This is a genomic window from Oxynema mangrovii CENA135, assembly GCF_016632315.1.
Taxonomy (GTDB): Bacteria; Cyanobacteriota; Cyanobacteriia; order Cyanobacteriales; family Laspinemataceae; genus Oxynema; species Oxynema aestuarii.
Window position 1 is genome coordinate 250,451 of record NZ_JAEOXH010000003.1, and the last position, 15,421, is coordinate 265,871.

Consider the following 15,421-nt stretch of genomic DNA (forward strand, 5'->3'; position numbering starts at 1 on the left):
CCGGTCCTAACCCGCCAATGCGACTGGCAATATTTAACAACGGGTCTATCAAATCGTGAAATTCTGGGGTACAATCGGCTCGAATTATCCAAGTGCTGTGCGCGTCTTTAGCCGTAATATTCGCATAATTTTCTCCAGCCTTGGGCGATCGCTGACTCTGGGTCAAATAACTCGTCAAAGTCAATCGCGCCGGAGAGTTCAACCCGCCAAAGATTTTACTGGTGAGGGTTTCAGCATCGTTTCGAGAGAGCAATGACAGCGCCACGCGGGTAAAATAACCCCGCAAAGTGGCCCGCAGCACTTGGGGACTCCAGCGATATTTACCGACTATATTCTCTTTATTATCTTGCTGTTGTATCGCAGGTTTAGTGCCAGTGAGGGCAATTTCCCAAGTTGCAGTTAAAGGCAGCGATCGCGCCATCCGACCAAAGCCGGAAGCCGTTCCCCTTCCCAGACCCTGCTCTTTTAACATCTCCTCCAATCGGGTTTTCAGCCAACTTTTTTCGGACTCAGTGGCTTCTTGGGAGAGTAAAACTTGGATCGAAAACGTAGGCGGACTGGTCGGGGGCAAATCTGGAGATACTTGCCATTGTACTCCGAGCTGATTACTGCGTGTATCGAAAACCTGCCAAGATTGTTGTGCGTAGAGGGGAAAGGGTTTTAAGTGCTTTTTCAAAAACAGGCTTTCAAAGCGAATTTGACGCGGTTGCCACCCACTGCGATCGCCTTCAATCAATTTATTCCAAAAAGCTTGTTCGTCGGGGGGTAAATCCGACCAAATTCGTCTCATCCACTTGAGTAATGCTCCACGAATGCTAGATCCGGGTATGCAAGGAATTCCCCCAACTTGTGCGGGTAAAATATGGCCTTCTCGGAAACTGCCCCCACCGACTTGCACGGGACTAATGACTTGTAGTTTCTCTAAGCGTAAGGTAAATTGACTCGCCTCCGGTGGGCAAAAACTACCATTCCACGCTTGGGTAATTTCGTGATGTTCTGGCTTATCGACAATATCCTTCGTTTCGGGAGTCCATCCTTTCTCCTCGTTTTCTTTAACCGTATACCAGCGAGGTAGGCTAGTGGGTAAGGGTAAGTTCATAAGTCTACGATGGTGAAAAGAATCGATAGATTGCTCTAAACGATCGCGGCAGTGGTCGGACTCGTGCCTGTCTGGTGCCTGTCTTTTGTACAAGCTAGCACGTGGGAAGTTAGAGAGCTGAAAAAACTTGTCGTTTCCATTGTTTATAGCTTAACCACAACTTCAGAAGATCGCGCAATAAAATATACTAAGTTTTGTTCAGTTTTCTAACAGCCGAGGCGAGTGGTGGAGAGCGCGTTCTTTTAGGGTGGGCGTTGGACTGGATCTGTAGGGGAATCACGTAATTCAAACTTGAATTCTCGATTCGGAGTGGAGATCAAACGATAATGGTGGGATCGTCGATCGCAAAGGGAGATCGCACTCCTAAAATCGTTACCCGATCGCGAACTTGTGGCGGTAACGGATAAAACCGTAACTGGTCTTCCCGGCGATCGAGGAGTTTGACCAGGCGCTTTTCCAAGGTGGCGTACTGCTGTTCGTTCAAGACCAGCTCGAAAACAGACTGTTGTACCCGCATTCCATAAGTTTCTAACAGCTTGGCGACCCGAACGCGCCGACTATCTTTCGTGATATCGTAACAAACTAAATACAACATTGTTCTCCTCAAAGAGCCTAGAAGACACGGCGAGGCCGTGTCCTCCCAATCGGAAATTTGGGTTTAAGTTAGCTGAGTGCAGGCCGATCGCCGCGATCGGATCGCCCGCAACGGTTGCCCGGAGACGAGGGTTTCCGATCGCAGCAATACGGGCGAGTAAAGCCGATCGCCGCACAAGGCTTGACGGTAACGGCGGACTTGAGCGAACAAACATTGACGATAACTGGTTCCGGCGATCGCCTCGCTAGCGAGTTGGGTCTCCCACTGTTGGACGAAGCGATCGCGCAGCCGACTCAATGGGGAGTGACTGCCGTTACCATTGCCAGAAAATAGAAACTCGCCCATGCAAAAGCGCAGAACGAGTAGATCGACGAGGGTAACGGTCCACTCCAGCATCAAATCGCGCACTAAAGGCAAATTATCCCCAGTGTCGCGGTGAACGATCGACTCGTAGGGGTTCAATCCCGCATCGAGGACAAAACCGTAGGTCACCTGTTCGAGTAAGCCGTGAGCCAAATAGAACCAGGGATCGATCGGCGCGAGAACCGTTCCGGCGCTCAGTCGCAACCATTGGCGCAAAGCAGGATAGTAGAGGCGGTCTACCCCCGTCAGATGCTCGCGCAGGCGATCGCCGGATGCAGTGGGCAACTCGTCGAGGATGCGGGCGATCGTCCCTCGGGTCAATTCGACGGTGGGACAAATCCCGCCATCGAGGGTATTTAACAAGTTTTGGCGACTGTTCAAGATCGCACTGACAAGGCGTTCGGCGAGATCGCGGCGATCGTCGGGATGGGACGTTTCACGTAGCGATCGCTGTTGGGAACCACTATTAGTGTTGAGGTGAAGGCGTCCCAGGTGGCGATGGTGGCGATCGAGAAATAAGACGGGTAAGCGAAAGGAAATGGCTAGGGCGATCGCTGTTTTAGACAGTTGACTGTCTTCAAACACCAGGATCTGGCTGGTCAGTTTGGCGGGGATACGCCGTTGGCGGCGATCGTCGTGCCACAGTTCAAAGACTCCACGTTTGGCGTCGAGTAGGGAACCGGGTTGAGTCAAATAAATGGCCGTCATAGACTCGGTTAAATGCAACAGTTCCAGCATTGCAACCGAGGATCTGCGTTCGTATATGCTTTGAAGGAAGATGAATATGAGTTCTTCTTCCCACTGTTCTTTCAGCACTTTTTCCCTTCAAAGAGGGTCAAACACGTCAGTTTTGGAAGCAGGAGTTCGAATTTTCGAGTTTCAGCACCTTTTCCCTTCAAAGAGGGTCAAACGACAGTCGTGATGTAATCACGGACTATCGACCAGGGTTTCAGCACCTTTTCCCTTCAAAGAGGGTCAAACTATCATCTTAGAGCTGTCAACTGGCTCCGCCCCAGCAAGTTTCAGCACCTTTTCCCTTCAAAGAGGGTCAAACGAGGCAGGGCTATAGGGCTGAGAGGCCCAAATAGCAGTTTCAGCACCTTTTCCCTTCAAAGAGGGTCAAACATGGCTGACGAATCTTGCCTACGGGGTCCGTGCCTCGTTTCAGCACCTTTTCCCTTCAAAGAGGGTCAAACATGATTACATCGCCATTGTCGCCCGAGATCGAAACCTGTACTGTTTCAGCACCTTTTCCCTTCAAAGAGGGTCAAACACGGAACTCTGCAGCCACTTCCTATGGGTATCCTTCCGTTTCAGCACCTTTTCCCTTCAAAGAGGGTCAAACGTGTTATCGGAGTCGAATTAATGGGAACTTTAGAAGTTTCAGCACCTTTTCCCTTCAAAGAGGGTCAAACGAGGAGCAGCCAGGTTGCCCTGAGGGCGAAAGCTCTCGTTTCAGCACCTTTTCCCTTCAAAGAGGGTCAAACGATTGATGACTTGTCTATCTTTCCTATATCTTACATTATGTTTCAGCACCTTTTCCCTTCAAAGAGGGTCAAACAATATCTTATTAGAAATGCCTGCAAATTGCAGGCAAAGTTTCAGCACCTTTTCCCTTCAAAGAGGGTCAAACATCCAGTCCAACCGGGCTGGCCCCCTCATTGTGAGGAAGTTTCAGCACCTTTTCCCTTCAAAGAGGGTCAAACATGACAACGACAAGGAGGCGAAACGGCATGGAAACGAGTTTCAGCACCTTTTCCCTTCAAAGAGGGTCAAACTTTTTGACATTCCAAGGGTTCCGATACCACGAGCTTCAAGTTTCAGCACCTTTTCCCTTCAAAGAGGGTCAAACAAGTTCTCTGTCGAGAGAAGTTACCCCCACAATTCCCCAGTTTCAGCACCTTTTCCCTTCAAAGAGGGTCAAACCGAGAGGGCAAGAAGGGCCGAGAGGCCCAAACCGCATGTTTCAGCACCTTTTCCCTTCAAAGAGGGTCAAACTTTTGATTTTTCTGCAGAAAAAACATATTTGGTAAAGTGTTTCAGCACCTTTTCCCTTCAAAGAGGGTCAAACTTTTTACTTTTTATGGCTACCCCAAAACGGGGTGGAAGGGTTTCAGCACCTTTTCCCTTCAAAGAGGGTCAAACCAGGCTTCTGAGGAGCAGCCTTGCCCTGAGGGCGAGTTTCAGCACCTTTTCCCTTCAAAGAGGGTCAAACGATTTTCCCAACCGCTAATTGGTTGGTGGAAAAAATAGGAGTTTCAGCACCTTTTCCCTTCAAAGAGGGTCAAACTCTGCAGGCTATACGAACAACCGGAGTAGCCATGGGTTTCAGCACCTTTTCCCTTCAAAGAGGGTCAAACTTTTGCCCGGAATGCGGCGGGTCTGGAAAAGACCCAGTCGACAGTTTCAGCACCTTTTCCCTTCAAAGAGGGTCAAACATAGCCTTCCAACAAAAAGTTCCATGGACTACTTGTTTCAGCACCTTTTCCCTTCAAAGAGGGTCAAACCGGCTTCCACCCCCAAAAATTTGAGCGGGGCGGAAATTAAGTGTTTCAGCACCTTTTCCCTTCAAAGAGGGTCAAACCCTTGAGGTTTTAAACTCAAGCAGTAAGCTGATTTTACACCCATGGATCTGAGGGGGTCAAGTTTTTGTAGCAACAACTGGCTCCTTATCGGCTCAAATCACGAAAAATCGTCAGCGCAATGCTTCTGGTAGAGGACGATCTGAGGGGGTCAACCCAAGTATCTACGTTTCCACGATCGCCTAACCCCCTCAGATGCTTATCGATCGCCATCAATAAATAAGTATAACTAATTTAGAGATCGCGGATTTGGTAAATACGATGTTTAACTTCTAGGGGAATCTGGGGATCGTCAATGACGCGATCGAGTAATGGCGAAAACTTCCCTTGATTGTGGGCGATCGCTACGACCAACGCCTGCCAATTGGCTAGGGGTAACGAGTTCCCTTCTTCAGCGATCGCTTCGAGTACCAAACCTTCGAGAAACTGCGGATCGTACTTTCCCAACTGATTGAGTAATCCCGTCACCATGGTCTTGTCTATTTTACCACGAACATCGATCGCCCGCCATAACAAATGAGTACATTCAAGCAAATCGGGAATCAAACTGCGCTCTTCTAAAAAAGCCATTTGATTGAATGCAATCCAAGCCGAATTTGCCATCATATCCACAGTCATTTGTGGGGCTTGTAACAAGACAGAACGAGTTAACTTAAAAATGGCCGTGGCGATCGCCTGTTCGACCCGGCGTTCCCCTGACGGATGATGCCAAATCGCTGCCGTACAAAGCTGATACATTCCCTGTAACACTTCCGGTGACTTTTCCTCGGCCATCACCTCTAAAACCTCGGCAATTTCTGTAGGCGTAATGCCAAAATCATTCACGCCTTCTAAAATCACTTTTAAACAATTTTGCCGCACTACCACAATCGGAGAATCTCGCAAAATAGGCAGTAAACTCTCGATAGCTATCCCTATATTTTCCCAGCCCAAATCGAGAACCGTCCAACTAGCCGCCTTGGCCAAATCTTGAGAGCGATCGCCGCAAAAAGAGATCGTTCGTTCCAGACTTTCTCGATCGCCCGTTTGGGCGCGATCGCGCAATAGCTTCAACAACGCAATTCGCGCCTCCTTAGAGTTCTGACGAGCTTCTAAATCGGGAGCCAGTTCGGCGGGGAGACAATGCAGTTTTTTCAAAATCTGATTCACTTGCCTCGTTTTCGTCCGAGCAAAAATTTCCCGTAACCCCCGTGTCAAAATCGGTTTTACCCCAGGAAATTGCACCGCCAATCCATCGAGAATCCGGATCGATTCCACCGGATGGGAAATCAGCCGAGGGCGCAACCACTCAGCTAATTGAACCGCCAACACTTCGTCAATCGTGAGGCGATCTCCTTCCACTTGCGCGAGGGTTTTCAAGATCGTAGATAGGGTAGAAATCCTATTGTCTAGAATCTGTTCGACTTTTAGACTCAAGAAATATTTAACCAGACGATCGCCCCCACCCGCTTGCACCATTTCTTTGAGGGCGATCGTGCAATTACTATTAAAAGATTTAGATAATCGCGACGGGGGATCGATTAATAAATACCTCACCATTTCAGCCATCCACTGACAATTGTCGATCGCGTGTTGACCCACGGCTGCGGCAATAATTCCCAGGGATTCGGTCGGTAAAGGAGCCTCAAACGCCGTCAACCAAGACTCTCCCAAAACCGTTGATTTCGTAGCGAGTAAGTCGGGCAATAGTTCGACAGTCAGGGCGATCGCCTTTTCTCTTTCAAAAAAAGAATTATTCGCCGGAGGAATTTGGAGAATCGTCAATAAAAAATCGGCCTTGACTGCCGAGGGAACGCCTTCAGATAAATACAAGTCGATCGCCAAACTTCTAACTTTACTGCCCAAGGAAGCATAATATTCCTTGAGAGCGGTTAAAACAGGTCGTTCGATCGCCCGATCGCGTAACCGAATTTCGCGGTAATATTCATTGAGAAACTTTCCTAAAAATCGATACCCTTGCTCGCGATCGCCTTCAATTTCGGGATGGCTCATTAACGCCGTCAATGCCTCTGGAAAACGAGCGCCTGCTTCCGGATGGCGGGCGATCGCCACGGCGGCAATTTCCAAGGTTTTATTGAGGGCATCTTGACCGACAGTTGACAGCAATTTAACCAGCAGATCCCACACCGTCGAATCGTGACGTTTGGGGGCAGAATTGAGGGCAATTAATAAGGTTTCGATAAAGGCACCCTGACGAAGTTGAGCGAGTTCGAGCAGGGGAAATAAAACACGAGTCGCTTCCGGTTCGACCCGCGAAACTGCCGCCAAGGCGATCGCCCGAAATGGCAGTAATTGAGTGCGATCGAGTTCGTTGGAGATCTGCTCGAATTGGTTTAAAGGAAGCAAGGTAAAGAACTGTCGAAAAATTGGCCAAATGTAGTGGCGGACTTGACCAGAAGGCGATTGTAACTGCTGACGAATGACGAATTGAGCAGTTTCTCCCGATTCGGTACCATTCCACCATCGGGCGATGGCGTATTCTAAAAAGGTTTGATGAAAAAAGCCGATGCGATCGTTACCCAACTCTTTTAAAATCCCATCACTGCGTAAGGCAGTATAGGCGATGAAATCGGTTTCGTCGGTCAAATCTAAGCTAGTTTCATAGAGAAAATCTCGGAGTCTTTCGCCGGAATGACAATACAAACGTTCGGCTAAAAATAAACATAGTTTTTCTTTCGCTTTACCAATCCGTCGCGATTGTTGTTGGTGTCGAACTTTGGCAATTTTCCAATTCCAATAAATTTCGTACAGTTGGCTGACGGTCAGATCTTCCGGAACGACTTGGGCTTCGGCAAATAATTCGCACAACAGCGCCAATAACAACGGATTGCAAACAATTTCGGTGAGGGAGACGCGATCGGCACAGAGTGCTAAGAGGCGATCGGCAAAAGTGATTTGACTCTCTTCGGTGGGAAATTCGGTTTTGAGACGGGCAAACAGCCGCGCCGCTAGGGTCACTTCTTCCAGTGCAAAGGGCGTCAACTTACAACCGTCGTAGACCTGTTCTCGAAACCCGGCAAAACTTTCGTGATAAGGCTCGAAAAAATCCGCATAATCGTTATGGCGACAGGTGAAAACTACCGTCGTTTCCCATTCGAGCAATTCGGCAAATAGGGCGCGCAAGATCGGAACGAGAGTTTTCGTGAGAACAATATCTAAAGTATCGAGTAATAAAACTCCCCGTCCGTGTTCCACGGTTAATTGTGCGGCAAGATCGGCGATCGTCACCCGGCGATCGCTCGCTTTTTCGCCGACTTCTTCGGGGAAGGAAAGGGCAGATTCGAGCAAATCGTCACAACGGACTAAAGCAACCCAAGCCGCCTCCCGATCGCCTGTGAGTTCGTCGTACAAGGTGCCGAGAATCGTGCTTTTTCCATAGCCCGCCGCCCCCAAAATCGGCACGACCCGGGGTTTTCCCGAGAGTCCCAGTTCGATTTGCTGCAAGCATTTTTCTAGAAAAGCTTCGCGCCGAATGGTCGGTAAAATATAAGGTTCGAGGGCTTTGCGAGTACGATCGCCGTTGCGAATGACCGCATCTAGCAGGGCGCGATCGCACTGTGCAGCCGTTTCCGCGTCGGCTATGTCAGCATTCGAGTCATCTAGTTGCGAATCGTCCGGTGAAGCGGCAATATCTTGCCAGTCGAGATCGAGCAGATGGCAAATTTCCTGGAAAAAACTGCGATCGACGGGTTTGTAATTGAAAAACTTACTGACCGTAGACCACGAGGCGATTTGGTGTTCTTTGGCGATCGCCGTTCGGGTTAAATTGAGCCGTTTTAAAGCCCGTTCTGCCTTGACGATGCCTTCATGAGAAGCAATCAACGAACGCGCGGACATGACAATTTCTATCAGCGTCGGTTTATTCGATTTTACTATCAGAGTCTCCTCAGTTTTTTCACAAGTCATCTTTCAAACTCATACGTCGATCTGCCAAACGCAGATAAGAACGCCGACAAGCACCCTTGATGCTGGAAACGTCAGTCTTTTTCTGATTTCACCGTGAACTTTACACGAGAACAGTTGAAAGCCGCTTGGCAGCAAGTGCGCCGGAGATCCCGTCAAGCGGGAATCGATGGCATGACCGTAGATCGATTTGCCCGAGATTTAGACGAATACTTGTCTCAAATCCAACACCATCTCAATGCCGAAACCTATCGCGCCCTTCCCGCCAAAGGGTTTTATTTACCTAAAGCTAATGGCGGCAAACGTTCGATCGGCATTCCTACCGTGCGCGATCGCATCGTCCAGCGCGTGTTACTCGAAGAACTCTACTGGCCCCTAGAAGAGACCTTTCTCGATTGTAGCTACGCTTACCGACCCGGACGCAGCATCCACGGCGCCGCCCGCCACTTCTCTACCTACACCCAATTTCAACCCTGCTGGGTTCTCAAAGCCGATATCGCTCAATTCTTCGATCGCCTCTGTCGAAGCCTATTGTTGACCCAACTCGAACAATTAGACCTCGAACCGATCTTAGTGCAACTACTCGAACAACAAATTTCCGCCGGAATTGTCATTCGCGGTCAGTATCAAAACTTCGGTCAAGGTGTCTTACAAGGGGCGATCTTATCCGGTGCCTTAGCCAATTTATACCTCACCGACTTCGACCGTCGCAGTTTAGCTGCCGGACTCAATTTAGTTCGCTACGGCGATGACTTTGCGATCGCCACTTCAAGCCGACGACAAGCCCAACAGGTCTTAGAACAGGTGGGCGAGTGGCTGGCTCAAGTCTACCTCACTTTAAACCCCGAAAAAACTCACATTTACTGTCCCGACGACGAATTTACCTTTCTCGGATATCGCTTTCTCGGCCACCAATTTTACCCGCCACCGCCGCCAAAACGCCCGGAAACCGGGGAATGGCTGCTCTCCCCTTCCGGCGTTCCCTACCGACGGCTAAAACCACGCCGAACCCCACGGGTTTCTCGTCCACCTCGGGCCTCCGATTCTTCACCGATGGGATTGCCCATGGCCCACAGCGAACATTTATGGAGCGAACGGATGACGAGTTTATATATCACCGACCAAGGAGCTTATTTACGAGTCAAGAATCAACAATTTGAGGTGTTTTACGATCGCCAACTGCGCGTTAAAGTTCCGGCCAGTCGAGTCAGTTATATTGTTCTATTTGGCTGTTGCAATATGTCCCACGGTGCCGTTGCTTTAGCCCTGCGACGACGGATTCCCGTCATGTTTTTATCGCAAAAAGGACGATATTTCGGGCGGCTATATTCGGAAAGTCATGCGAAAGTAGACTATTTAACTCGGCAGGTTCAGTGCGCCCTCGACCCCGAATTTACCCGAGTTCAAGCCGAGGCGATCGTTGCCGCAAAACTGCACAACTCTCGGGCATTATTGTTGAAATTGAACCGTCGCCGCCCAAGCGATGCTGCTTTTATTGCTTTAGAAATGCTCGCCAGTTGTCGCGATAAATTATCCCTTGCCGAATCGATGGATGCTTTGCGCGGCTATGAAGGAAAAGCTGCCTCTGCTTATTTTCAAGGCTTGGGTTCTTTATTTGCCGACCCCTTTACTTTTTCTAAACGCACTAAACGCCCCCCAACCGATCCGATTAACAGCATGATGAGTTTGGGCTATACCTTATTGAGTCAAAACGTCCATTCTTTTGTCAACTTAGCCGGATTGCATCCCCATTTTGGAAATCTGCACGTCCCTCGCGATAATCATCCGGCTTTAGTCTCGGATTTAATGGAAGAATTTCGCGCCCAAATTGTCGATTCTTTGGTGGCTTACTTAGTCAATTCCAAAATTTTAACTCCCGATGATTTTACTTTGCCAGACGAACGCAATGGCGTCTATTTACAGCCTCATGCTTTGAAGAAATATCTCAAACATTGGGAGGATAAATTATTATCGGAAATTACCCATCCCCACACTCAGTACAAAGTCAGTTTGAAGCGCTGTATTGAGTTACAAGTCCGGGAGTATCTTGCCTGTTTAACTGGAGAAGTCGAAGTTTATCGTCCGATGTTGTGGAAGGTGTAGCCTCAATTTACCCCAATTCTAACTTTTCCTCCTCCGAACTTTCATGTCCATCTTTTCTTTTGAGTGCATTTTCCTCTGCTATGCAAGACATTGAGATCCCCCTAAATCCCCCTTAAAAAGGGGGACTTTCCTCGTTCCCCCCGAAATCCCCCCAACCCCCCTTTCAAAGGGGGGTTGGGGGGATAGGGGGATCGGCACTGTACCTTATCAGACGCCCGAGTGCTGTAGTGCAGAACCGACTGCTGACTGGAACCCGCAAAGCACTGTTTTTGGAGATCGCACGACAACCGGGAATCACTACAGCGCAACTGTGTGCTTATAGTTGTGCTAGAGGAGGTTCACTCCAGCGCATCAATCATCACTTAGCAGGCTTGATTGATGAGGGGTTTATTTGTACCTCTTTTCGCGATCGACGCGGTAAATCCCATTATCAAATTACCAAAAGTAAGGGGAAACGAATGTTAAAATATTTGCAGGCCGCGAGGCCAATCAACTCCCACCTAATTGATAACCCGGTTCAATGATTAGTTAGGTTTATCTCTAAAATCTAATCGATAAGCATCTGAGGGGGTTAGGCGATCGTGGAAACGCTGATTCTTTGGTTGACCCCCTCAGATTGTCCTCTACCAGGAGCATTGCGCTGACGATTTTTCGTGACTTCACCCGATAAGGAGCCAGTTGTTGCTACAAAAACTTGACCCCCTCAGATCCATGGGTGTAAAATCAGCTTACTGCTTGAGTTTAAAACCTCAAGGGTTTGACCCTCTTTGAAGGGAAAAGGTGCTGAAACGTTTGGGCCTCTTCTGGCCCCTTTCCTTCATCGGGTTTGACCCTCTTTGAAGGGAAAAGGTGCTGAAACGTGACCTGGACCAGAGTCAGAGAGGATTTTCACCTCATGTTTGACCCTCTTTGAAGGGAAAAGGTGCTGAAACTCTGGCCGGCAAAAACTACAGAAACACTAAAGACAAGCGTTTGACCCTCTTTGAAGGGAAAAGGTGCTGAAACGTAAATATCCCCCCCCACCTCTATAACAAAACTGTAAGTTTGACCCTCTTTGAAGGGAAAAGGTGCTGAAACTGTTAGAATAGCATAGCCACTTGCTGCATAGAGTTTGACCCTCTTTGAAGGGAAAAGGTGCTGAAACTTCCATCACCATCAGTGTCTCGGAGTTCCCACTCCACACGTTTGACCCTCTTTGAAGGGAAAAGGTGCTGAAACAAGACCAACAATACGGTCCATTGAGTTGGCAGGAAACACGATTGTTTGACCCTCTTTGAAGGGAAAAGGTGCTGAAACAAGATTCGTAATCCATTCGCGGCGAGGGATATCGCAGCGAGTTTGACCCTCTTTGAAGGGAAAAGGTGCTGAAACCTGACCGTATTTGTCGTTGGGTCAAAACTTCCAGTGTTTGACCCTCTTTGAAGGGAAAAGGTGCTGAAACTCCAAAGGTGGCGGTACCTGGTTGAGTACTAGCACCAGTTTGACCCTCTTTGAAGGGAAAAGGTGCTGAAACTTGCCGTTTCCACCGATGACAAGATCACTCCCTTTGGTTTGACCCTCTTTGAAGGGAAAAGGTGCTGAAACCGTGGGTTGCCATCCCACCAGTAGTTGGGAAAACGTGTTTGACCCTCTTTGAAGGGAAAAGGTGCTGAAACCGATGAGCATGTCGTTGCCTTTGTCACCATAGCCGAAGTTTGACCCTCTTTGAAGGGAAAAGGTGCTGAAACCGGGGAAATTTTGCTTTCTCTTCCAGTTGCTGAGAGTTTGACCCTCTTTGAAGGGAAAAGGTGCTGAAACACTTCGGCATATCCGATATAGGATATGGAGACAAGGGCAAGTTTGACCCTCTTTGAAGGGAAAAGGTGCTGAAACCGGGGCTTCCACCGACCATCTAGGTCGGTGACTCGTTTGACCCTCTTTGAAGGGAAAAGGTGCTGAAACGTTTGTACAAATGTTCCTGGGATGAGCTCTAAAGAGTTTGACCCTCTTTGAAGGGAAAAGGTGCTGAAACAACAAAAAGTAAGAATTCCCCTGGCCCAAAAGTGATGTTTGACCCTCTTTGAAGGGAAAAGGTGCTGAAACAGAGAGTTCCCATTCCCGTCTAAGACAGGGGTACTGTTTGACCCTCTTTGAAGGGAAAAGGTGCTGAAACTTTCCGCTAGCAGCATAGACATTTAACTGCCCAGATTGGTTTGACCCTCTTTGAAGGGAAAAGGTGCTGAAACCTGGGCAAAGATCGCTGGTTACGACAGCACCAAAGGTTTGACCCTCTTTGAAGGGAAAAGGTGCTGAAACCTGGCAACATCAGTGATTATGAACTCACCAGTGGAAGGTTTGACCCTCTTTGAAGGGAAAAGGTGCTGAAACGAATGTAAGGTATAACAATGATAAACAGACCAGCAATCGTGTTTGACCCTCTTTGAAGGGAAAAGGTGCTGAAACGCATTGAGCGTGGACGGGGTTACCGTCAGCCCAACTGTTTGACCCTCTTTGAAGGGAAAAGGTGCTGAAACGAGCCATATCTCCACCAACGATACGCCGAGTAGTGCCGTTTGACCCTCTTTGAAGGGAAAAGGTGCTGAAACCTCATTTTTGCCACCGCGACCGAAGTCGTTACCATCACCTAGTTTGACCCTCTTTGAAGGGAAAAGGTGCTGAAACTTTTTACCACCGCGGAGGTAGTCATTTCCAGACAGTCGTTTGACCCTCTTTGAAGGGAAAAGGTGCTGAAACTTCTAACTTATTTTGGGCCTCTGGACCCGATAACCCCTCTCGTTTGACCCTCTTTGAAGGGAAAAGGTGCTGAAACAATATAGTTGCCGGTCAGGGGTAGCAACCCCTCTCGTTTGACCCTCTTTGAAGGGAAAAGGTGCTGAAACGCGACTTGCACGTGGTAGACATCTATTACGACATCACCTGTTTGACCCTCTTTGAAGGGAAAAGGTGCTGAAACGAGTCGGGAAGTATTTCCGACCGCCACCGAACACTTGGTTTGACCCTCTTTGAAGGGAAAAGGTGCTGAAACGGGAAGGACCTGATGGACCTTCGAACGTGGAAAAACGGTTTGACCCTCTTTGAAGGGAAAAGGTGCTGAAACGTATCACTGCGTTGGTTCATAACAAAACCTGATGCATTTTGTTTGACCCTCTTTGAAGGGAAAAGGTGCTGAAACGTGGTCTTTGTTTCCCTTACGACGAGGATAGCTCCGATTGGAGTTTGACCCTCTTTGAAGGGAAAAGGTGCTGAAACTTTCCCACTCTTGTACCCCCGGTTTTTTGTAATAATCACCGTTTGACCCTCTTTGAAGGGAAAAGGTGCTGAAACAGTTGAGGGCTTTCGCCCTCGGGACAGGTTGGCTTCTGGTTTGACCCTCTTTGAAGGGAAAAGGTGCTGAAACAAGCAAGCCATCAATCGTATTAGAAGATGAAAATCTCGTTTGACCCTCTTTGAAGGGAAAAGGTGCTGAAACCATACCCACACCCACTCTTTTTTGGACTTATTACAGTTGTTTGACCCTCTTTGAAGGGAAAAGGTGCTGAAACTATCTTGGGCAACAATATTTAAATTGCCGCCTTCCAGGGTTTGACCCTCTTTGAAGGGAAAAGGTGCTGAAACTATCTTGGGCAACAATATTTAAATTGCCGCCTTCCAGGGTTTGACCCTCTTTGAAGGGAAAAGGTGCTGAAACGATCCAGGTAAGAAAAACCCAATCCCTACAGAAGCTGGCGTTTGACCCTCTTTGAAGGGAAAAGGTGCTGAAACCAACAAAATTATCCCCTGTCCAGACTAGGACGGGGAAGCGTTTGACCCTCTTTGAAGGGAAAAGGTGCTGAAACAGTAACTGGGTCTCAGTCAGTAGATTCCGTTGATCGTTTGACCCTCTTTGAAGGGAAAAGGTGCTGAAACACTTCAGACTGTGCCGCATAGATGTTTAAAACACCAGGTTTGACCCTCTTTGAAGGGAAAAGGTGCTGAAACGAAAGACATTTTCCTGCCCAAGGGACACCTGGGAAACCTTGTTTGACCCTCTTTGAAGGGAAAAGGTGCTGAAACGGTTGGGGACATCAACTGCCCCGCCGCCAACAATGATGTTTGACCCTCTTTGAAGGGAAAAGGTGCTGAAACTCTTTGCCGCCGCGGAGGAAATCAGACCCTTCGTTGCGTTTGACCCTCTTTGAAGGGAAAAAGTGCTGAAACCCCCAACTACTTCCCACCATGTTGAATGAGAATTTTTGTTTGACTCTCTTTGAACCAAAATAGCGACGCATTCCCCCACCTAGGAACAGGTGGGGGTTAAGGAGCGGCGGTTTCTATGTTAGGATGCTATACATCTTGAGCGGTACGGTAAAGGGCGGAACTGAGATTTCCGAACACCCCGGAGACACGACCTCTCAACTGAGGGAGAAGCACCCTGTAAATCCTGTGGAGTCGGTTGATACACGTCGGACTCCGGGTCAAAGTTTCACTCCAAGCCCCATAGCGGAAACGACTTGGGGGTGTCTCTGGGCAAAAGTTCCCAGAACACGGCGAGAATACCGCCTGTCGGGAGGGATAAACCCTTCTAATCAAGACACCGCCACCTCGCGTAGCAGGTGGAGGAGTATTCATGACAATGGAGCAGCCAAACTGGGGGTAGAAGTAGGGAAGTGAGGGAAGCTGAAATCTCGATGAGGAGGGGATTCGAGAGATCGGGAGTTGAAGAAGGCGGCACCCAGATTCGAACTGGGGGATAAAGGATTTGCAGTCCTCTGCCTTACCACTTGGCTATGCCGCCGC

The 15,421-nt window shown here is 48.7% G+C and carries 5 protein-coding genes, 1 tRNA gene and 2 CRISPR repeat arrays; of the genes, 1 reads left to right on the forward strand and 5 read right to left on the reverse strand.

Going from position 1 to position 15,421, the window contains the following annotated elements:
- The 4 genes from JJD41_RS20830 to JJD41_RS20845 form a co-directional block, all read right to left on the reverse strand.
- Nucleotides 1-1,099 (reverse strand): RAMP superfamily CRISPR-associated protein (locus tag JJD41_RS20830; RefSeq protein ID WP_234489036.1); only part of this gene is annotated, 1,099 nt, incomplete at its 3' end.
- Nucleotides 1,100-1,415: 316 nt separating this feature from the next.
- A complete protein-coding gene (gene cas2 / locus JJD41_RS20835; RefSeq protein ID WP_168570257.1) occupies nt 1,416-1,694 on the reverse strand; it encodes a CRISPR-associated endonuclease Cas2 in 279 nt (92 codons plus the stop codon).
- A gap of 63 nt (nt 1,695-1,757) precedes the next feature.
- On the reverse strand, nt 1,758-2,795 hold the full coding sequence (gene cas1 / locus JJD41_RS20840) for a CRISPR-associated endonuclease Cas1 (RefSeq protein ID WP_234489037.1): 1,038 nt from the start codon (nt 2,793-2,795) through the stop codon (nt 1,758-1,760).
- 68 nt (nt 2,796-2,863) lie between these two features.
- Nucleotides 2,864-4,641: a CRISPR direct-repeat array (repeat unit 35 nt; unit sequence GTTTCAGCACCTTTTCCCTTCAAAGAGGGTCAAAC).
- Between the two features lie 232 nt (nt 4,642-4,873).
- Nucleotides 4,874-8,476 carry an NACHT domain-containing protein gene (locus tag JJD41_RS20845; RefSeq protein ID WP_200669440.1) on the reverse strand — a complete coding sequence of 1,201 codons (3,603 nt, stop codon included), beginning with the start codon at nt 8,474-8,476 and terminating at the stop codon, nt 4,874-4,876.
- A gap of 162 nt (nt 8,477-8,638) precedes the next feature.
- Here JJD41_RS20845 and cas1 (JJD41_RS20850) point away from each other — a divergent pair, with 162 nt between their 5' ends.
- The gene (gene cas1, locus JJD41_RS20850; protein WP_370583912.1) at nt 8,639-10,645 is read left to right on the forward strand and encodes a CRISPR-associated endonuclease Cas1; all 2,007 of its coding nucleotides are present in this window, start codon (nt 8,639-8,641) and stop codon (nt 10,643-10,645) included.
- Nucleotides 10,646-11,400: 755 nt separating this feature from the next.
- Nucleotides 11,401-14,842: direct repeats of the CRISPR family, unit length 35 nt; unit sequence GTTTGACCCTCTTTGAAGGGAAAAGGTGCTGAAAC.
- Between the two features lie 505 nt (nt 14,843-15,347).
- Here cas1 (JJD41_RS20850) and JJD41_RS20855 read toward each other — a convergent pair.
- Nucleotides 15,348-15,419 (reverse strand) — tRNA-Cys (locus JJD41_RS20855).
- Nucleotides 15,420-15,421: the final 2 nt, after the last annotated feature.